Source organism: Geothrix sp. 21YS21S-2 (assembly GCF_030846775.1).
Lineage (GTDB): Bacteria > Acidobacteriota > Holophagae > Holophagales > Holophagaceae > Mesoterricola.
Map to the genome: position 1 here is coordinate 2749190 of NZ_CP132910.1, position 20517 is coordinate 2769706.

16 protein-coding genes are annotated in these 20517 nt (G+C 68.9%); 3 read left to right on the top strand and 13 right to left on the bottom strand.

The genetic code is table 11. The features are described from left to right. From RAH40_RS11980 to RAH40_RS12025, 10 genes are all read right to left on the bottom strand, one after another. Window positions 1–1050 carry a chemotaxis response regulator protein-glutamate methylesterase gene (locus tag RAH40_RS11980; protein ID WP_306597771.1) on the bottom strand — a complete coding sequence of 350 codons (1050 nt, stop codon included), beginning with the start codon at window positions 1048–1050 and terminating at the stop codon, window positions 1–3. Then, window positions 1040–1885 (bottom strand): protein-glutamate O-methyltransferase CheR, encoded by an 846-nt coding sequence (locus RAH40_RS11985; protein ID WP_306597772.1) that lies wholly within the window; start codon window positions 1883–1885, stop codon window positions 1040–1042. The genes RAH40_RS11980 and RAH40_RS11985 overlap by 11 nt, the downstream gene beginning before the upstream one ends. Continuing rightward, window positions 1882–2424, bottom strand: a complete 543-nt coding sequence (locus RAH40_RS11990; protein WP_306597773.1) for a chemotaxis protein CheW — start codon at window positions 2422–2424, stop codon at window positions 1882–1884. The genes RAH40_RS11985 and RAH40_RS11990 overlap by 4 nt, the downstream gene beginning before the upstream one ends. 16 nt (window positions 2425–2440) lie before the next feature. Continuing rightward, a complete protein-coding gene (locus RAH40_RS11995; protein WP_306597774.1) occupies window positions 2441–4069 on the bottom strand; it encodes a methyl-accepting chemotaxis protein in 1629 nt (542 codons plus the stop codon). Window positions 4070–4092: 23 nt separating this feature from the next. Next, window positions 4093–6243, bottom strand: coding sequence for a chemotaxis protein CheA (locus tag RAH40_RS12000; protein WP_306597775.1), 2151 nt, complete (start codon window positions 6241–6243; stop codon window positions 4093–4095). Between the two features lie 7 nt (window positions 6244–6250). Continuing rightward, window positions 6251–6562 (bottom strand): lipid asymmetry maintenance protein MlaB, encoded by a 312-nt coding sequence (locus RAH40_RS12005; RefSeq protein WP_306597776.1) that lies wholly within the window; start codon window positions 6560–6562, stop codon window positions 6251–6253. 8 nt (window positions 6563–6570) lie between these two features. Further along, window positions 6571–6939, bottom strand: coding sequence for a response regulator (locus tag RAH40_RS12010; RefSeq protein WP_306597777.1), 369 nt, complete (start codon window positions 6937–6939; stop codon window positions 6571–6573). Between the two features lie 9 nt (window positions 6940–6948). After that, window positions 6949–8076 carry a methyl-accepting chemotaxis protein gene (locus RAH40_RS12015; RefSeq protein ID WP_306597778.1) on the bottom strand — a complete coding sequence of 376 codons (1128 nt, stop codon included), beginning with the start codon at window positions 8074–8076 and terminating at the stop codon, window positions 6949–6951. Window positions 8077–8171: 95 nt separating this feature from the next. Continuing rightward, a complete protein-coding gene (locus RAH40_RS12020; protein ID WP_306597779.1) occupies window positions 8172–9791 on the bottom strand; it encodes a methyl-accepting chemotaxis protein in 1620 nt (539 codons plus the stop codon). A gap of 164 nt (window positions 9792–9955) precedes the next feature. Continuing rightward, window positions 9956–11569, bottom strand: coding sequence for a methyl-accepting chemotaxis protein (locus RAH40_RS12025; protein ID WP_306597780.1), 1614 nt, complete (start codon window positions 11567–11569; stop codon window positions 9956–9958). Window positions 11570–11862: 293 nt separating this feature from the next. On the opposite strand from RAH40_RS12025, the gene RAH40_RS12030 reads away from it, so the two are divergent. Beyond that, window positions 11863–12432, top strand: a complete 570-nt coding sequence (locus tag RAH40_RS12030) for a thioredoxin family protein (RefSeq protein WP_306597781.1) — start codon at window positions 11863–11865, stop codon at window positions 12430–12432. Window positions 12433–12611: 179 nt separating this feature from the next. Further along, on the top strand, window positions 12612–14015 hold the full coding sequence (locus RAH40_RS12035; protein ID WP_306597782.1) for an aldehyde dehydrogenase family protein: 1404 nt from the start codon (window positions 12612–12614) through the stop codon (window positions 14013–14015). Here RAH40_RS12035 and RAH40_RS12040 read toward each other — a convergent pair. Next, window positions 14012–16414, bottom strand: a complete 2403-nt coding sequence (locus RAH40_RS12040) for a DUF5916 domain-containing protein (RefSeq protein WP_306597783.1) — start codon at window positions 16412–16414, stop codon at window positions 14012–14014. The two genes, RAH40_RS12035 and RAH40_RS12040, sit on opposite strands and share 4 nt — an antisense overlap. Before the next feature lie 138 nt (window positions 16415–16552). On the opposite strand from RAH40_RS12040, the gene RAH40_RS12045 reads away from it, so the two are divergent. Beyond that, entirely contained in the window at window positions 16553–17113 is a 561-nt protein-coding gene (locus RAH40_RS12045) for a hypothetical protein (RefSeq protein WP_306597784.1), read from the top strand. A 60-nt stretch (window positions 17114–17173) separates the two neighbouring features. Here RAH40_RS12045 and RAH40_RS12050 read toward each other — a convergent pair whose 3' ends face one another. After that, complete coding sequence (locus RAH40_RS12050) at window positions 17174–17971, bottom strand: SDR family oxidoreductase (RefSeq protein ID WP_306597785.1); 798 nt, start codon at window positions 17969–17971, stop codon at window positions 17174–17176. Window positions 17972–18032: 61 nt separating this feature from the next. Then, window positions 18033–20501: a bifunctional UDP-sugar hydrolase/5'-nucleotidase gene (locus tag RAH40_RS12055; protein WP_306597786.1), complete on the bottom strand. Its 2469-nt coding sequence runs from the start codon at window positions 20499–20501 to the stop codon at window positions 18033–18035. Between the last annotated feature and the right edge of the window lie 16 nt (window positions 20502–20517).

Below are 20517 nucleotides of genomic sequence, written 5' to 3' on the forward strand. Positions count from 1 at the left end.
TCAGCGGGCGATCAGTTCGGGAATCATGGACAGGGGGACGACCTTGTCGGCGGCGCCCAGCTTGATGGCCTCCTTGGGCATGCCGAAGACCACGCAGCTCTCCTCGTCCTGGGCCAGGGTGTGGGCCCCGGCCTGCTTCATCTCCAGGAGGCCCCGGGCGCCGTCGTCGCCCATGCCGGTCATGATGACCCCCAGGGCGTTCCTCCCCGCGTACTTGGCCACGGACCGGAAGAGCACGTCCACGGAGGGGCAGTGCCGGTTCACGGGGGGCGCGCTGACCACCTCGGCCACGTACTGGGCGCCGCTCCGGCGCACCACGAGGTGCTTGCCGCCGGGGGCGATGAGGGCCCGCCCGGCCAGGACGCGGTCGCCGGTCTTCGCCTCCCGCACCTCGATCTCGCAGATGCTGTTGAGCCGGGCCGCGAAGGCGGCCGTGAACTTCTCGGGCATGTGCTGGACCACCACGATGCCCGGGCAGGTGCGGGGCAGGGAGGCCAGGACGAACTCCAGCGCCTGGGTCCCCCCGGTGGAGGTCCCGATGGCGGTGAACCGGTCGGTGGTGACCACCATGGCCTCGCCTCCCGGCGGAAGCACGATGTCCGCGTTGGCCTTGGGCGGGACGGGCTTGAGCACCCGGCTGACCCGGGCGCCGGCGGCGGCCCGCACCGCCATGACCAGATCGCCGGAGCTGTCCTCCAGGAAGTTCTTAACGCCGAGCGTGGGCTTGGTGAAGATCGTGAAGGCGCCGGCGGCCAGGGCCTGCATGGTGGTCTCGGCGCCCTTGGCCGTCAGGGACGAGCAGATGATGACGGGCGTGGGGCGCTCGGCCATGATCTTGCGCAGGAAGGTGATGCCGTCCATGCGCGGCATCTCCACGTCCAGCAGGATGACGTCCGGCCACTCCTTCTTCATCTTCTCCATGGCGAACAGCGGGTCCATGGCCTGGCCGATGACCTTGATCCCGCGGTCCTTCCCGAGGATCTCCGAGAGGGCCTGCCGCACCACCGCGGAATCGTCGATGATCAGGACTTTGATGGGTTCAGGGGACACGATACACCGTCGGGCGAAGGGGGGTGAGGTTGTGATCGAGCCCGGTCAGGCTCTCGGAGTGGCCGACGATGAGCAGGCCCCCCGGCTTGACCTGCGCGGCCACGGCGTCCACCACGAGCTTCTTCTGGGGCGGCTCGAAGTAGATGAGGACGTTGCGCAGGAAGGCGACGTCGAAGGGGCCCAGCCTTGGCAGGGGCTGGATGAGGTTGGCCTGGGTGAAGGTCACCCGCTGTCTTAGATTCCGGTTGACGAGAAACATTCCCTCCTGTTTTCCGGTGCCCTTGAGGCAGCTGGCGTGGAGCAGGTCCTTGGGGATGCCGGCGCTGCGCTCGATGGGGTAGAGGCCGGTGCGGGCCCGCTCCAGGACGCGCGTGCTGATGTCGGTGCCCAGCACCTGCCAGTCGGCGGTGCCCAGGAGGTCGGACAGCACCATGGCGATGGTGTAGGCCTCCTCCCCGCTCGAGCTCGCCGCGCTCCAGACCTTGAACGGGAAGGGCACGGGGCGCAGGGCGCGGATGTGGTCGGCCAGGATGCGGAAGTGCTCGGGCTCGCGGAAGAAGCTGGTCTCGTTGGTGGTCATCAGGTCGATGGCCGTCTGGAGCTCGGCCTTCTCGGAGGGGTCCTGGAGGATCTTGAAGTAGTCCCCGAAGGAGGCCAGGCCGCGGTGCCGGAGGCGGCTGCCGAGGCGGCCCACCACGAGGGCCTTCTTCTGGTCCGAAAGGTTGATGCCGGTAAGCTGCTTGACCAGGGTCCGGATGCGGCCGAACTCCTGGTCCGAGATCGCTGGAGAACCCGCAGCCAGCGGAAGCCCGGAAGGAGGAGGGCGCAGGGTCACGAGGCTTCCGTCCTGGAACCGCCCGAGGCCAGGGCCGCCATCTCGTCGATGGAGAGGACGTGGTTGACGTCCAGCAGGATGACGAACTTCCCGCCCACCTTGCCCACCCCGGCCAGGAAGTCGCTCCTCAGGGTGCTGCCGAAGGACGGGGCCGGCTCGATGTCGGAGGCGCCGATCTCCAGGACCTCGCTCACGTGGTCCACGATGACCCCCAGCTCCACGATGTCCCCCTCCTGCTCCACCTCGAGGATCACCACGCAGGTGCGCCGCGCCACTTCCGTGGCGGGCCGGCCGAACCGGACCGAGAGGTCGATCACCGGCACCACCGCCCCGCGCAGGTTGATCACGCCCCGGATGAAGTCCGGCATGAGGGGCACCTCGGTGAGGGCCCCGTACTGGATCACCTCCTTGATGGACCGGATGTCCATGGCGAAGTTCTCGCCGCCCAGCACGAAGGCCAGGAACTGGTCCTTCTTCTCCACCTGGGCCCGCTCGACGCCGCCCCGGGTGCGTTTGTTGACCTGCATCGCTTCGGCCATGGCCGTCTCCTTCAAGTCAGAACCGCGAGAATTCTTGTTCGTCCAAGGCCGGGGCCAGGGCCCGGGGTTTCCGGCCCTGGACGGGGGGCCGCCCCGGAGCCTTGGCCCGGGCCTGGGGGCGGGCCCCCGCCAGCCGGAAGAAGGCCACGGTGCTCTGCATCTCCTGCGCCTGGGCGTTCACCTCCTCGGAGGTGGAGGCCAGTTCCTCGGAGGCCGCGGCGTTCTGGGCCACGGACTGGCTGATCTGTCCGATGGCATCGTTGATCTGGCCCACGCCGGAGTTCTGCTCCGCGGAGGCCGCGGCGATCTCCATGACCAGGTCCGAGGTCTTCTGGATGGAGGGCACGATGGTGTCCAGGAGCTTGCCGGCGCGTTCCGCCAGCTCCACGCTGCCCGAGGCGAGGCCGCTGATCTCCTCGGCCGCGATCTGGCTCCTTTCGGCCAGCTTCCGGACCTCCGCCGCCACCACCGCGAAGCCCTTCCCGTGCTCCCCGGCCCGGCCCGCCTCGATGGCCGCGTTCAGGGCCAGGAGGTTCGTCTGGTAGGCGATGTCGTCGATGATGGCGATCTTCTGGGCGATCTGCTTCATGGCGCCCACGGTATCCTTCACCGCCTGGCCCCCCTCCCGGGTGTCCTGGGCCGTGTGGGTCGCCAGGTCCCCGGTCACCTTGGCGTTCTCGTTGTTCTGGGCGATTGAGGCGCTCATCTCCTCCATGGAGGCGCTGGTCTCCTCCACGCTCGCCGCCTGTTCGCTGGCGCCCTGGCTCAGGGACTGGGCCGTGGCGCTGAGCTGCTCCGAGGCGCCCACCAGCATGTCCGAGGACTCCTGCACCTGGCCGACGACGTCCGACAGCTTTTCCACCATGACCTTGATGGAGGCCATCATGCTCTCCGTATCGCCCCGTTCCGTCACGACCTCCAGGGCCAGGTTGCCCTCGGCCACCTGGCGCACGATGGACGCGGCGTAGGCGGGCTCGCCCCCGACCTGGCGCTTGATCAGCCGCGTCACGAGGAGCCCCAGGCCCACGGCCAGGAGCATGCCCACGCCCATGGCCACGGTCATCTGGACCGAGGCGGAGTGGGCGGTCTGGGCGTTGGCGGCGGCGATGCCCTCGGCCTCCTCGACGTTCTCCCGGATCATCTTCTCGATGACGCCGTTGAGCTCGCTGGTGATCTTGCCGACGTTCGGGCTGTAGGAGACCGCCACCGAATCGGCGATCTTGTTCTCGTTCCGGAACCGGATCATGGGCTGGGCCACTTCCCGGTCGTAGGTGACGGTCAGTTCCCTGAGCCGGGCCAGGTTGGCCTTCTCGTCCGCCGAACTGGCCTGCTTGGCGTAGGCGGTCATGGCCTCCTGCATGAGCTTCCAGTTCTTCTCGTAGGCGGCCAGGACCTGCGCCAGCTTCTCCTTGTCGGGGGCCGCGATGGTCTTGCTCAGGGAGTTGCGCACCAGCTGGAAGTTCCCGTTGATGGCATCCAGGTTCTTCATGGGCGCGGTGGCGTTCTCGAACATGAACCGGTCGCTTTCGGCCAGCTTGCCCAGGTTGCTGATGCCGATCGCTCCCACGCCGCCGGCGATGAGGGCGACCAGAATGAAGGAAAGGATGAGTTGCGTCGCGAGACGGAGTTGCTTGAACCAGTTCATGGGGCTCCTGATGGTGGAAATGACTAGTTGGAAATCACAGGCTGGGAGGAGGATCGGCCGCGGCGGGTCGCGAGCTGCACGAGCTGGGGGACGTCGAGGATCAAGGCCACTTCGCCGGTGCCGAGGATGGTGGACCCCCCGACGCCCTTGAGGTTGCGGAAGAGCTCCCCGAGCGGCTTGATGACCGTCTGGAATTCCCCGAGGAGCCTGTCCACCACGATGCCGGCGCGCGTCTCCCCGTACTGGATGACCACCACCCGCTCCTTGGCGGGCCGGGGCCCCGGCACGCTGAAGACCTCCCGCAGGCGCAGGAAGGGCAGCACCTCGCCCCGCAGGTTGATGAGGTGGTTCTCCTCGGACTCCAGGAAGGGGCCCAGGTCCAGGCACTCGATGACGGTGTCCAGCGGGATGACGTAGCAGGTGGATTCCACCTCCACCCGGAAGCCGTCGATGATGGCGAGCGTCAGGGGGAGCCGGATGCGCATGGTGGTGCCCGAGCCCTCGTAGCTCTCGATCTCCACCGTCCCCCGCAGCTCGTCGATGTTCCGGCGCACCACGTCCATGCCGACGCCCCGGCCCGAGAGGTTGCTCACGGCGGCGGCGGTGGAGAACCCCGGCTCGAAGATGAGGGCGTGGACCTCGGCGTCGGACAGGTCCGCCCCGGCGGGCACCAGGCCCCGCTCCACCGCCTTGGCCAGGATCCGCGCGCGGTCCAGGCCGCCGCCGTCGTCGGCCACCTCGATGACGATGCTGCCGGATTCATGGAAGGCGTTGAGCGAAAGGGAGCCCGTGGCCGGCTTGCCCCGGGCCAGGCGCACGTCGGCGGACTCGATGCCGTGGTCGATGGAGTTGCGCACGATGTGCATGAGCGGGTCGGCGATCTTCTCCACGATGGTCTTGTCCAGCTCGGTGTCGGCGCCCTGGATCTCCAGCTCGATCTCCTTGCCCAGCTCCCGGCTCACGTCCCGCACGATGCGCCGGAACCGGCTGAAGGTCTCCCCGATCTGCACCATGCGAAGGCTGAGCGCGTTGTCCCGGATCTCCTCCACCAGCTTGTTGAACGTGGCGGTGGCCTCCAGCAGGCGGGCCTCCTTGGAGTGGCTGGCCAGGGCCTGGGCGCTGGCCCCGGCGATGACCAGCTCGCCCACCAGGTTCACCAGCTTGTCCAGCTTGTCGGCGGCGACCTTCACCACCTTCATCTCGTTGGCCAGCTTGTCGTGGAAGCGCTTCTGCTTCTCCAGGGCCGCGACGACCACGGGAGGAGGCACGGACTGGTCCTCCACGAGGATCGTCCCGATCATCCGCTGGGAGTCCTCGGCCTTCTGGGTGGCGAGGGCCGACTCCAGGTCGTGGGGCGTGATGCAGCCCCCGGCCACCAGGATCTCGCCGAGGTAGTGCTCCTCCTCGGGCAGGGCCTGGATGAGGGACAGGTACTCCTCCACCTTGGAGTGGGGCGGGATCATCCGGATCCGGCTGTCGTCCTGGATGAACTCGAACACGCCCTCCAGCGTCTGCCGGTCCGCGTCCGTCTCCAGGTCCATCTCCAGGCCCAGGTAGCAGAGCTCCGGGTCGAAGGCCTCCCCTGCGGGGAGCCTCTCCAGGAGGGAGTGCAGGCTGACCATGCGGCCCAGGGTGCGCAGGTAGCGCACGAAGGACAGGGGGTCCATGCCGTTCTGGAGCACGGTGGGCGAGAAGCGCACGGAGATGTGCCAGTGGTCCCCTCCGCCCTCGCGGCGGGGGGCCACCTCCGGGCGCACCGCCTCGGCCACCGTCGCCACGCCGTTCTCGAGCCAGGGCACCAGGGCCGCCATCAGGCGCTCGCCCTCCGCGGCCACTTCCGGGGGTTCGGTCGCGTTCTCCCGCACCGTGGTGGCCAGGAGGCGCACCAGGTGGTCGTGGCACTCCAGGAACAGCCCCACCAGTTCCGGGGTCAGCGGGGTCCGCCCGCCGCGCACCCGGTCCATGACGCTTTCCACCGTGTGGGCGAAGCGCACGATGGGGTCCAGGCCGAACAGGCCCGCCGAACCCTTGATGGTGTGCACGGCGCGGAAGATGGCGTTGATGGACTCGGAGGCGTCGTCCTGGTCCTCCACGGTGAGGAGCGCCTCCTCCATGGAGGCCAGCAGCTCACGGCATTCGATGATGAAGGTCTGTTTGACCTGTTCCATGTCCATGGGTGCCTCAGGCGGTGGGGGCGATGAGCAGGGTGTCCCCGAAGGCGGCGGCCAGGTTGAGCTGGTCGAGGACCTCCAGGACGGCGGGGCTGTGGCGGATGAAGGGCAGGACCCCGCCCCTGGCGCGGGCCTCGCGCTTGAGCCAGAGCAGCACCTGGGCGCCGGCGGTGTCCAGCTCCTCGATGCCCGAGAGGTCCACTTCGAGGGCCGGGTCCATGGTCAGCTCCTCCCCGAGGCGCTGGCGCGCCTCGGCGGCGTGGTAGATGGTGAGCTCGCCCGCGACGAGGAGGGTGTGCTGGGTGCGTTCGAAGGAGATCATGGCCGGCCTCAGGGAAGAATCAGCTTGGAGACGGCCACGAGCAGCTGCTCGGGCTTGAAGGGCTTGACAACCCAGGCCCGGGCGCCCGCGGCCTGGCCCTCGCGCTTCTTGTCCTCCCCGGCCTCGGTGGTGAGCATGATCACCGGGGTGAACTTGTAGGCCGGATGGACCCGGATGGACTTGAGGAAGGTGATGCCGTCCATGTTGGGCATGTTCACGTCGCAGATCATCAGGTGGACCTTCTGCCCGGTGAGCTTGGCCAGCGCGTCCTGCCCGTCGCAGGCCTCGATGACGTCGTAGCCGGCGCTGGCCAGGGCGATGGCCACCACCTGCCGGAGGCTCACGGAATCGTCGATGATCATGATGGTTTTTGCCATGGGGTCCACTCAGAAGAAGGTGATGTCGGAATCCGTGTCATGGGAGGTCTGCTCCCCACGGTGGATGGCGAGCTGCTCGGCGGTCGTGTAGGTCGTCTCCAGCTCGGCGAGCCACTGGTCCACCTCCAGGCCGGAGGGGTGGTGCTCGAGGCGGTGGCTGAACTTCTCCATGTCCGCCACGACGCTCTGGAGGATCTGCCCGACCCGGTCCTGGAACTGCAGGTGGACCAGGGTGCTGGAGATCTCCTGGCCCAGGTGGATCCCCACGCCCTCGAAGCGCTGGGCGGAGTCGGACAGGAGGGTGACGCCCTGCTGGATGTCCTCCACCACCTTCTTGATGGTGGCGTCGGCCTTCCGGACCATCTCGGCGTCGGTTGCCGCGAAGGACTGGGTGGCGGCGAGGGTGTCCAGGAGCGACTTGTTCACCCAGGCCACCTTGGAGGTGATGGCGTTGCCCGTGGTGCCCGAGCGCATGCTCAGCTTGCGCACCTCGTCGGCCACCACGGCGAAGCCCCGCCCCAGCTCCCGGGCGTGGGCGGCCTCGATGGCCGCGTTCAGGGCCAGGAGGTTGGTCTGGTTGGCGATGGCGGCCACCTCTTCCGACATGGTCCGCAGCTCTTCGGTGATGGCGGCCAGGTCCTGGATCTTCTCCAGCACCTCGTTCCGGACCCTGGCGCCCTTCTCCAGGTCCTGCACCACCCCGTGCAGGGCGGCGGAGCCGCCCTCGATGGCGGCCTGCAGGTTCCGGTTCGACTCCAGTCCCGCGGAATGGACCGCCTCCTTGAGGTTGCGCTGCATGGCCGAAAAGCGTCCGGTGAGCGCCGTGACGGCCTCCTCCATCTCCGACCGGGCCTGGGAGGTCTGGCCGGCCCAGAGGGGGACCACGGCGCCCGCGACCTGCTCGATCCCGGGACGGGCCTGGGGGGTGGCCTGTTCGGGCGCCGACTCGGGCACGGGGGGGGCGGGGGCGGGGCGCCGCCCCAGGAGGACGCACCCCAGGGCCGCGACGCCCAGGAGCGCGCCCATCCGGGAGAATCCGGAGGCCAGAAGGGGCGCCAGGAAGACCGCGGCAGGGACGCCGTAGGCGGCCAGATGCCGCGTGAGCGGAGGTTTTGTTCCAGTCTCTGGGGATTCCAAGGGGTCCGGTCTCCTGAACGGGGCGCAGGGTCGCGCGGGGAAGGTCGAATCATACAGGCGAAGGAAAGGATTCCATCACCCCGGCGGGTCAGCCATCAAAATCGTGTGAACTCACCCGCTTCTTCCTCCCGCTGGGGGGCGGCCCGCCGGGGCGTGACCGGGGAACGACCGGACGTGCGATTCCGGACGGGCGCGGCGGCCTTGGCGAGCCGGAAGAAGTCCATGGTCCCCTGGAGTTCGAGCGCCTGGGCGTTGACCTCCTCCGAGGTGGAGGCCAGTTCCTCCGAGGCGGCCGCGCTGTGGGCGACGGCCTGGCTGATCTGCCCGATGGCGGCGTTGATCTGGCCCACCCCTGAATTCTGCTCCGCGGAGGCCGCGGCAATCTCCATGACCAGGTCCGACGTCTTCTGGATGGAGGGGACGATGGTGTCGAGGAGCTTGCCAGCGCGTTCCGCCAGGTCAACGCTGCCCGAGGCGAGCCCGCTGATCTCCTCGGCGGCCACCTGGCTCCGCTCGGCCAGCTTGCGCACTTCGGCCGCCACCACCGCGAAGCCCTTGCCGTGTTCCCCGGCCCGGCCCGCCTCGATGGCCGCGTTCAGGGCCAGGAGGTTGGTCTGGTAGGCGATGTCGTCGATGATGGCGATCTTCTGGGCGATCTGCTTCATGGCGCCCACGGTCTCCTTCACCGCCTGGCCCCCTTCCACCGTCTCCCTGGCCGTCCTGGTGGCGATATCCCCGGTGACCTTGGCGTTCTCGTTGTTCTGGGCGATGGAGGCGCTCATCTGCTCCACGGAGGCGCTGGTCTCCTCGACGCTGGCTGCCTGTTCGCTTGCACCCTGGCTCAGGGACTGGGCCGTGGAACTGAGCTGCTCCGAGGCCCCCACCAGCGACCGGGAGGCTTCCTGCACCTGCCCGACCACGCTGGCGAGCTTTTCAACCATGTTCTTGATGGAGGCCATCATGCTCGTCGTGTCGCCCGGCATGAGGTCCACCTGGACCGCCAGGTCCCCGGCCGCCACCTTCTGGGCGATGAGGGCGGCTTCCGTGGGCTCGCCGCCCACCTGGCGCTTGATCACCCGGGTCACCAGGAGTCCCAGCCCCATGGCCAGGGCGAACCCCGCGGCCATCGCGATGATGAGATTGCGACGCAGCGCCTCGTAGGTGGCCGCTCCGGCCTTGTCGGCCTCCTGCGCCACATGGCTGTTGTCGTCGAGGATCTTCACGAGGAGGCCCCGGAGCTCGAGGTACTTGGGCCGGGCCGTCTGGACCGTCAGTTTCTTCGCCTCCTCCGATTTCTTGGCGTCCAGGAGGGTGGAGACGCTGTTGATGGTTTCCACATAACTGGCCCATTTGGTGTCGATTTCCGCCCAGAGCGCCTTTTCGGTGTCGCTCATGTTGGTGGACCGCTCCTTCTTGGACCAATCCAGGAATTCCTTCTTGGCGCTTTCGATGTTGGCGAGTTCCACGGCCCGCCCCTTCTCGTCCGGGGCGATGACCATGTAGATCACCCGCAGCTGGAGGGCGGCCACCCGCACGATGCAGTTGGCCATGTAGTTCTGGCCCTGCACGTTGTCCGTGTAGACCTGGTGCATGAGTCCGGCGACGGTCGAGGTCCCCCTCAACCCGAACAGGCCGACCCCGATCGAAAGGATGGAAACGATCAGGAAGGCGAGCAACAGCCGTGCTGAAAGACGGAGGTTGTTCAGGCTTGACATGCGGAACTCCTTTCGGTGCCGTGGATTGGGACAAGACGAACAAGGCTTCGATGAGTTATCGGTATTCCCGGTGGAGAGCTTAGATTCGGCAGGTATTTCAACCCTTTCCGGCGCCCGGGACGTCAGGAACGAGAAAAAACGGGCCTGAAATTCTGCACGTGGGCCTAGAACCTGACGAACGCCTCCCGGCCAGGGGCGGCCAGGGCGGTGGGCGCCCGACCCTTCCCGGGATCCGCCAGGGGGTCCGGGGCCCGCTTCCGGGACGGCGCGGCCTTCCCCGCCAGCCGGAAGAAGGCCATGGTCGACTGCAGCTCCAGGGCCTGGGCATTGACCTCTTCGGACGTGGAGGCCAGCTCCTCGGAGGCCGCCGCGCTCCGGGCCACGGCCTGGCTGATCTGGCCGATGGCGCCGTTGATCTGGCTGACGCCCGAGTTCTGCTCCCCGGAGGCCGCCGCGATCTCCAGCACCAGGTCGCTCGTCTTCTGGATGGAAGGGACGATGGTGTCCAGGAGGTGCCCGGCCCGCTCTGCGAGGCCCACGCTGCCCGAGGCCAGTCCGCTGATTTCCTCGGCCGCCACTTGGCTGCGCTCGGCCAGCTTGCGAACTTCCGCCGCCACCACCGCGAAGCCCCGGCCCTGGTCCCCGGCCCGGCCCGCCTCGATGGCCGCGTTCAGGGCCAGCAGGTTGGTCTGGTAGGCGATTTCGTCGATGATGGCGATCTTCCTGGCGATCTCCTTCATGGCCCCCACCGTGTCCTTCACGGCCTGGCCCCCTTCCCGGGTGTCCTGGGCCGTGCGGGAGGCCAGGTCCCCGGTCACCTTGGCATTCTCGTCGTTCTGGGCGATGGAGGCGCTCATCTCCTCCATGGAGGCGCTGGTCTCCTCCACGCTCGCGGCCTGTTCGCTGGCGCCCTGGCTCAGGGACTGGGCCGTGGAACTCAGCTTTTCCGAAGCTCCCGCCAGGGACTGGGAGGTTTCCTGCACCTGGCCGATGATCCCGGCCAGCCGGCCCACCATTTCCCGCATGGCCAGCAGGAGGCTGCCCTTGGCCCGGGGATCCACGTCCACGGGGGTCGCCAGGTCCCCATCCGCCACGCGCCGGACCACCTCGGCGGCGTACGAAGGCTCGCCGCCCAGGCTCCGGGTGATGCTCCGCGTCACCAGGAGGGCAGCGGCGGTCCCGACGATCAGGCCCAGGGCGAGCAGGGCCAGCTGCAGGCGCTGGGCCTGGGCCACGGCCTTCTCGATGGCGGCGGCCTTGACGGCGTTCTGCTGCGTGAGCTGGGCGCCCAGGTCGTCCAGGGCCTGCATCCAGCCGCCATAGATGGGACGCAGCGTGCCCAGGATGAAGTCCCCGGCCTCCTGCTTTCCGGGTTTGCCCATGAGGTCCATGAGGCGGTCGATGGCCGGGAAGGCCTGCTCCCGGCTGGAGCGGATCCGGTCCAGGATGTCCTGCTCGGCGGCCGGAATCCGGCCCCGGCGGCCCTCGTTGACCCGGGCCAGCCGGCCCTCGGCCTCGCCGTAGCCCTCGCGGGCCTTCCGGTACAGACCCTTGGACCGCTCGAAGGCGGCGGGCTCCCGGGCGATGACCATGTCCCGGTAGGCCACCCGCATGCGGTCGGCGGAGATGATCATGGCCTGGGAGGCGTCGGCGGCGGCCTGGTTCACCCGGAACATTTCCACGGTCTGCGTTTCCATCGCTGCCATCTTCCGGTTGTCCACCAGGATCGTGGCCAGCATCAGGGCGATCAGCAGGCCGAATCCCAGACCCAGTTTCACGCCAACGCGCAGATTGGAAAAAACATTCATAACGAGCCCCCTGGGGAGGGATTCGAAGCACACTTCCCCCAACCCCGTTTGGAGGAAATGGTCCTGGCAAAATCCGTTATTTATACATCGGAGCCAGTCTCATGAATCTAAAGTCCTGAAAATCCCCAACCTTTACCAACTCAATAATTAAATAACTGCACTTCAAACATTTGGGGCATGTAAAAAACTTTTTACATGAGCCGCACCCATCGAGCGCCACACCGCCCCGGAAATGGAACCAGAATGACCCCGGAGGTTCCGCCATGCCCATGCCCCCCATCCTTCCGGCCCTGGACTGGAAATCCATCTTCGAGTCCGGACTGCCCTACGCCGAGTGGATCGCCACCGGAACCGCCCCCGCCAACCGCGAGCGCATGCAGGAGCTCCTCAAGGCCACGGCGCTGGAACCCCACGTCGCGGGTTTCCTGGCCGCCCTGGCCCGCCCGGTGCGGGTCGTGGCCATCGCCGAGGACTGGTGCGGGGACGTCGTCAAGCACGTGCCGGTGCTCGAGCGCATGGCCCGGGCTGCCGCCGGCCTGCAGGTTCGCTTCGTGTCACGGGAGCAGCACCCCCAGGTCTTCGCGAGGTTCCTCACCAACGGCGGGGAGGCCATCCCCAAGTTCATCTTCCTGTCGGAAGCCTGGGTGGAAGTCGGCAACTGGGGCCCCATGCCCTCGTCCCTGCGCGAGCTCATCGCCCGCGGCAAGGCCTGCGGCGACGTGGCCGCCGCCCGCAAGAAGGTGTCGGCCCGCTACGAGGCCGACCCCGCGGGCCGGGAGACCCAGCGGGAACTGCTGGCCCTGATCGAGATCGCCGCCTGCACCGAACCCTAGGCCCGCTTCGGTCCCCCCGGTGCCTCCTCCTGGCGCGCCTCGAAGGCGGTCGGCAGGGCGGCGGACGTCAGGGAGTGGACGGCCCGGGCCCTGGCGTCCCTGACCGGGATTCTTGGTAGGGTGGGGAGCCGATGAAGGCTCCAGTCTGCACCTGGTCCGGCCCGGCTCCAGGAGCACCCGTGACCCAGGTCCCCACCCCCGAGGAACGCTTCGCAGCCCAGCGGGAGGCGCGGTGGCGGGTGGGTTCGGCTTGCGCCTCCGCACGCAGGCGCAAGCTCCGGGCCCTCATGGGGGCCCTCCTGGCCCGGCTCCCGGAGGCCCGGGCCGCGCTGGCCGCGGACTTCCGCAAGTGCCCCGAGGAGGTGGACCTCACGGAGATCTACCCCGTCCTTTCCGAGATCCGCACCGCCCTGCGCCACCTGGGTTCCTGGATGCGGCCCCGGAGGGTGCGGACCCCCCTGGCCTTCCTCGGCAGCGCCGCCAGCGTCCGGGCCGAGCCCAAGGGCGTGGTGCTGATCATCAGCCCCTGGAACTACCCCCTCTTCCTGACCCTGGGGCCCCTCGTCTCCGCCATCGCGGCCGGCAACTGCTGCATCGTCAAACCTTCTGAATTCTCGCCCCATGCCACCGCCTTCCTGAGGTCCCTCCTGGAGGGCCTGTTTGCGCCGGAGGAGGTGGCCGTGGTGGAGGGCGCGGCCCCGGAGGCCCGGGCCCTGCTGGACCTGCCCTTCGACCACGTGTTCTTCACCGGCAGCCCCGCCGTGGGGAAGCGGGTCATGGCCGCCGCCGCGCGGCGCCTGGGCTCCCTGACCCTGGAACTCGGGGGCAAGTCCCCCGTCCTGGTGGACGCCGGGGCGGACCTGGAGGAGGCCGCGGGGAGGATCGTCTGGGGAAAGTTCATCAACGCGGGCCAGACCTGCGTGGCCCCGGACTACGTGCTGGTCGCCGAAGGCGCCCACGACCGTCTCCTGGAAGCCCTGGTCCGCGCGGTGAAGCGCCACTACGGCGAGACGCCGGAGGCCCGCAGGGCCAGCCCCGACCTCGCCCGCGTCATCAACGCCGCCCACCTGGCCCGGCTCACGGGCCTCCTGGCGGTTTCGGGAGGCCGCGTGGTGCTGGGCGGCGAGGCCGATACGACGGAAAACTACCTGGCCCCCACCCTCCTGGCGGACGTACCGCCCCACTCGGCCCTCATGCAGGAGGAGATCTTCGGCCCCATCCTCCCGGTGCTGAAGGTGGCCTCCATGGACGAGGCCGTGGCCTTCGTCAACGCCCGCCCCACGCCCCTGGCGCTCTACGTCTTCGCGGAGCGGGCCCGGGCGGAGCGCATCCTCGCCCGCACCGCCTCGGGCGGGGCCTGCATCGGCGACACGGTCCTCCACTTCGCCCATCCCCACCTCCCCGCGGGCGGCACCGGCGCCTCGGGCTTCGGGAGGGCCCACGGCCACCACGGCTTCCTGGCCTTCTCCAACGAGCGGGCCGTGCTCCGCCAGCGGACGCGGTTCTCCCCGGCCCGGCTCATGCACCCGCCCTACACCCGGTTCGTCCGGAAGCTGGTGGCCCTGACCCTCCGGTACCTCTAGCGGAACATCCAGCTCACCTTCACCTGGACCGCATCGTCCGAAGGCAGGCGGGAAAGCACGGCCACGTCCGCACGCGGGCTGAGGCTGCCCCGGTCGTTGACCAGCGCATCCGTGGCCACCCCGTGGGTGTAGACGAAAAACAGCGTGGACCCCGGGTTGAATTCCCATCGGACGATAAGGTTCTCATTCCATACCCGGTCCGAGAAGCAGGTGGCGGCGCTGGCGGCGTTGGGGGCCAGGGTCCCGTCGTCCACGTAGCTCTGGAGGTTCCGGAACTCCCAGTTGGCCATGAGCCACTGTCCGAGGACCTGCAGGCTGAGCTTCGGGGTCACGGCGTAGGCCAGGCGCAGGGTCTCGTTGAACTGGGTCATGCGCCGGAGGCCGACCACGGGGGTCGTGCCCTGGGTCTCCAGGTACCTGAGCTCCCCCTCGTTGCGGGTGACGGAGGTGTCGGACTGGATCTCGATGGCCGGACCGAGCTTGATGGACTGGTACCACCCCGCGTCGGAGGTGGGGCCGTCCGGCCAGAACGACCGGTTGGCCGTTATGCGCACGTACCAGGGCCGGTTCCCCGGCGTGTCGAACCCCAGGCCCAGGCCCGGGATGGAGCCCCGGTGGAGGTACTTCTTGACGGGATCCGTGTAGGCGCGAAGCTCCCGGTCGTCGTCCACGGGCAGGGAGACCCGGGCGCTGCCCCACACGGCCCAGAAATTGGTGAAGTCCGTGCTGGCCCAAGTGCTTGCGGTCCGCTGGAAGACCTTGCCGGCCTGGTCCCGGGCGAACGAGAAATCCACACCCCACTCCCAGTTCCGCATGGAGAGGATCCGCTCGTCCCAGTGGCGGACCACCCCGGCGTAGACGCGCTGCTCGTCGGCCCGCGCCTGGTAGCCCTGGTCGTTGGGGTTGAAGTTCCGGCTGGCGTTGTCGCCGTTGACCTCCATGCGCCAGCCCGAGCTCCAGCGCCGGAAGTACCGGGCGTACTGCCACGCCCCGGTGGCCTCGGCCCCCCTGGCCCCCGCCTCGCTCCATGCGGCGCTCAGCTCCAGGACGGAAGCCCGGTCGGCGCTCTTCAGGACGCTGTCCACGGCCCCCACCTTGGCTATCCGCCCAGTGCGGTCCGCCTCCCGCACCACGGACGCGAAGCCGCCCACGGTGCTCCCCCGGCCGTCCACGGTCTGCAGGGCCCGGACGACCCCGTAGGTGGCGTAGGGGGAGATGGGGCGGCCCAGGCGCCCGCCGTCCGCAGTGTCCACGATGCCCCGGGCGTTCTCCACCCCCGCGGCCAGGGCGCCCAGGGCCAGACCCCTGTCCAGCTTGGCCGTGTACTTCGCGGCCGCCGCGATCTCCGCGGTCGGGGGCCCGTCCAGGAGGGTCTGGCCGTCGTCCAGGGTGGGGCTGGCGAGGCTCCGGCCGATCCTGCGGCTGTAGAAGAGGCGGACCCCGGGGAACTGGAAGATCTCCATGCCCTCCAGGAAGAAGGGCCGCTTCTCGGGAAAGACCGTCTCGACCGTGGAGAGGTTCAGCACCGCCTGGTCCACCTCCACCTGGGCGAAGTCCGGCCGCAGGGTCAGGTCCAGCTGGGAGGCGGAGGTCAGGCCCAGGTGGGCATCCAGCCCGGCGTTCCCTTTCCGGTGCCGGTCATCGTAGGTCTTGGCCGTACGGAACTTGTCCGTGAAGGTGAAGAAGGGGATCCACTCCCGCCGGAGCTGGGGGGCCACCCCCTTGATGCCGGTCAGGTCCGGGAACCGGCTGGCGAAGGCGTTCTCGCCCCGGGGCGGAAGGTCCCAGTAGCTGGACTCGCGGATGGCGCCCGAATCCGTGCGGCTGAAGTTGATGCCCCAGACCTCGTTCCCTCCGCTGCGCAGGCGCAGGGCGGAGAGGGGGATCTTCAGGATGGCCGTCCAGCCTCCCGGACCGGCCTTGACCTGGCTTTCCCAGACGGCGTCCCAGCTCGAGTCGCCCGAGATGGCGTCCCCGGCGTAGAGGGCGTCCCGCTGGACCCCGGCGGCGTTGACCAGGAAGCCGAAGGCGGTGCGCCGGTCCCGGTTGCTGTCGATGTAGACGCCGAACCAGTCGCTGGTGCTCTCCTGGTCCCGGCGGTGCAGGCGGCGCACGGGGCGCACCCCCCGGGGCAGCCCCATGTGCGCGCCCACGTAGAGATACTGGTCGTCGTAGAGGACCTTCACCTCGGTGGGGGTGGCCGCCTCCCGGCCGAAGTCGGGCCAGGAGGTGCGGAACCCCGTGGCCGCGGGGGCCCGGTCCCAGTCGGGCTCGTGCATGCCGCCGTCCAGCCGGATGGGTCCCCGGGCGCGCACCGCTTCCAGCCCGGCCGCCCCCAGGGGAATGCCCCAGGCCACCAGCCCGAGCGCCGCCCACCGCGCGAGGCGCAGACCGATCACGGGCGAGCAAGGAACCATGGACGCTCTCTCATAAGGTGGGACCGAACGAACAGAAGACCCGCTGATCCCGTTTGTTATCCTAGCAAAGAACGTAAGCTCCACGGCTAAGATGGTTTCCAACTTCCCGGGAGTACGCCCATGGTATCCCTCACTCAGCTGTGGCTGCCCATCCTGCTGGCGGCGGTGTTCGTCTTTCTGGGCAGCAGCCTGGTTCACATGGCCCTCAGGTGGCACAACTCCGACTACCTGCCCCACCCGGACGAGGAGGGCCTCCGCGCGGCCATCCGCAAGGGCTCGCCCGGCCCCGGGCAGTACACCCTCCCCCACTGCGGCGACCACAAGGAAATGGGTTCCGAGGCGATGAAGAAGAAATTCGAGGAGGGCCCCATCGGCTTCCTCATCCTGACCGCCCCCGGGGTCCCGAACATGGGCAGGTACCTTGGCCAATGGTTCGTCTACACCCTGGCCATCTCCTTCTGCGTGGCCTACCTGGCCTCCCGCACCCTGGCCCCGGGAACCCCGTACCTCCAGGTCTTCCGGGTGGCCGGCACCGTGGCGTTCCTGGCCTACGCCGCCGCCACCGTGCAGGGCTCCATCTGGTTCGGGAAGCCCTGGAAGGTGACCCTCAAGGACCTGGCCGACGGGCTCATCTACGCCCTCCTGACGGCCGGCGCCTTCGGGTGGCTCTGGCCGCGCTAGGGGGATTGCGGAACCTTCTCGAACGGCCTGGGGGCGGACCGGGACGGCTCCCCCCGCCCATCACCGTCCCTTGAACTCGTCCATGGACCGGTTCACCCCGAAGAACCCCGTGATGGCGTCAAAGAGCGACGCGGGCAGGAACTTGATCATCAGCACCGACACCACGAACCTCGGCATGATGAGCCGGGCGCGGTCCTTCTCGATGGCGTCCAGGATGCGGACGGTGACGTAGACGGGGTCCAGGATGGGCAGGAGCCAGGAGAAGCGGGTCTTGACGCCGCGGAACATGCCGGTGTCGATGTAGTAGGGGCAGACCACGGTGGTGCGTACGGGGTGGCCCAGGCGCTTGAGCTCCAGGCGCAGGGACTCGTCGAAGCCCACGGCGGCGAATTTCGAGGCGCAGTAGTCGGTGAGCCGGGAGGTGCCCGAGAGGCCCGCGGCGCTGGCGACGGTGACGAGGTGGCCCCGGCCCTGGGCGATCATGGCCGGCAGGAAGGCCCGGGTCATCCAGAAGAGGGCCAGGGTGTTCACCTGGAAGGTGCGCTCGATGGCCTCGTCCGAACATTCCAGGATGGGCTTGCCCGTGACGATGCCGGCGTTGTTGACCAGCACGTCCACCGCGCCCCGGGTCTTGAGGACCTTGGCGGCCGTGGCCTGGATCTGGGCGCGGTCGGAGAGGTCCACCGTGAACACCGCGGTGTCGCCCCCCAGTTCCGCCATGACGGAACGGAGCCCGGCCTCGTCCCGGTCAAGGAGCGTCAGGCGCGCCCCCCGCACCCGGGCGTCCTGGGCCATGAGGCGCCCGATGCCGCTGGCGGCGCCGGTGATGAGCACATGGGAACCGCGCAGGCGGGTCATGGAACCTCCACGGGAAAAGGGCCGGGGGGCGCCTGGCGGCACCCCCCGGCGTTGCGGTTGATCAAAGGCCTCCGAGGGTCGTCATCATCGCGCCGATGGATCCGATCGGATAGGACTGGTTCCGCACCGTGACGGCCGGGCCCCAGCGCCCCGCGACGGCGAAATCGGAGAAGACGGCGGTGGACAGGTAGTAGGGCGGGATGGTGCCGCCCAGCGCCCCGATGTACTCGACCAGGGCCATCCACTCCTTGAGCTCGACCACCGGGGCGACGGGCCCGCTGGCGTTGATGCGGTAGGCCATGGCCGCGGCCAGGTTGGCGGCGGACACCGTGGTGGCGTCCCCCGCGGTCCCCTTGGCGTAGGCCGTGATGTCCACCCCGAACTTGGACTTCGCCGCGCCCATCATCAGCACGGCATAGAGGTCGCCGGCCACGCGGTAGCGGGTGGCGGGGGCGAGGTTGAGGGCGGGGGCGCCCATGCAGGTGGCGTCGGCCGCGGCGAAGGCCGAGATCTGGCCGATGGCGCCGATGGCCATGTTGAAGATCTTGGTGTTGAGGGTGATGCTGCCCGTGGCGGCGTCGGTGGCGCCCTTGGTGGCGACGTCCCCCAGAACCTGCAGGTTCGTGCCGATCTGGGTCTGGGTGAGGGTGGCGGCCGGGTCGTTCAGGGCGACCATGGCCGTGGCGTAGGCGTTGCCGCCGGCCATGGCGGTGAGGAGCGCCGTGGGATCGCCGGTGGCGCCCAGGGCGGCCAGGGCCTGGTAGGCCGCGCCGGCGGCGGCGACGGTGGCGGCCTTGGACTGGACCACGGAGAGCACGGCGGCGGCGGTGGCGTACTTGAAGTACAGGTAGGACCCGGGGCCGTCCAGCGCGTAGGTGAGGCCGGAGAGGTTCAGGTAGTAGTCCGAGGGGGTGAGGTTGCACTGGCTCAGGAGCTGGAGGGCGCAGACCTTCTGGAGGTCCTCGGTGGTGAGGTAGATGGACATCAGGGGGTAGCCCACCGGGATGGCCTGGGTGGTGTCCGGGGAGATGCCCAGGGGCAGCACGTTGTAGGCGTTGGCGAAGGAGATGGGGCCGGCGCCCAGGTAGTCGCGGATGACGCCTGTGGCCACGACGCCCGCCGTGTAGGGGGTGGTGTCGTAGCCTCCGGCCTGGAGGGCCGCGACGGCCTGGGCCTGGGTCAGGGAGTACTTCGTCATGGTCCCCGCGACGGCGGCGGAGATGATGCCGTTGGGAACGTTGCGCACGGAGTCCGCTGCGAAGTCGCCCAGCCCGTTGGGGCAGCGCACGGGGTTCTGGTCGTTGGAGCGCATGTCCTGGGGGGTGGTGCCCACCACCTTGTAGATCCCCGTGGTCAGGTCGGTGGCGTTGTAGGTGTATCCCGCCTGCGAGCCGAAGAGGGTCGTGAACAGGGAGCCCAGCCCGTAGTTGAGCTGGGAGTCCGCCTGGGCCACGAACACGGACTGGGCGGGGTCGCGCACGGGGTTGACCGCCAGGGCCGTGAGGCTCGCGTCGGTCATGGCCTTGTTGGAGGAGGCGACCAGGGTGGTCGCCCTGGAGGCGAAGTTGTAGGTGAGGTCGATGCGGGCGACGTTGGTGGTGTAGGCGCCGGCGCAGATGATCTGGGTGGTCCAGGTCTTGCCCGCGACGGCGGTGGCCTGGGCGAAGTTCGCCTTGGTGTCCGGGAAGGCGTTGTGGGTGTGGCCGGAGGCGATGACGTCGATGCCGGTGGTGTTCTTGGCCAGGTTCACGTCCTCGCCGGTGACGGCGTTGATGTTGGAGGAGTCCGTCCCCGCGTGGGAGAGGGCGATGACCACGTGGCAGCCCTGGGCGTTGCGGAGGTTGTCCACCAGGTTCTGCACCAGGGCGTAGTTCTTGCTGTAGTCGGTGAAGGTCACCGGGGCCGAGGCCGGGGCCGCCGCGGCGGCCTCCGTGCCCATGAGGCCGATGAAGCCGATCTTCAGGCCCGAGGCGTAGGTCTTGGTGTAGGTGGGGGTGATGGCCGTGCCCATGAAGGGGGCCAGGTCCGCGTTCCCGTTGAGCACCGTGTTGGAGGCGACGATGGGGGTGTGGTAGCCGAACTTGGCCTGGGACTGGGCGAGGGCCGACGCGAGGCCCAGGGGGGTGTAGTCGAACTCGTGGTTGCCCAGGGTCACGCAGTCGTAGCGCAGCGTGTCGATGAAGAAGGTGGCCAGGGGCTGGGACCCGATGGTGAGGTCGTACAGCGTGCCCATGGTCCAGTCGCCCGAATCCACCAGCACCACGGAGGTCCCGGCGGGCGCCCCGGCCCGCACGGAGTTCACGTAGCTCGCGACCCGCGCGTAGGAGCCCACGGGGCCCGGGCTGGTGGCCGACATGGGCCCGAAGCCGTTGGCGTGGTCATGGACGTCCGTGGTCTGGAGGAGGATGACCTTGGCGTCGCCGGCGAGGGCGCCCTGGCCGGCGAGTTTTTCGGGGGAGGAAAGCGAGCAGCCTACGAGCAGTACGGTGAGGATGCTCCCGGCGGCCAGCGAAACGACATTCCTTGGCATGGATGGCTCCTGTCCG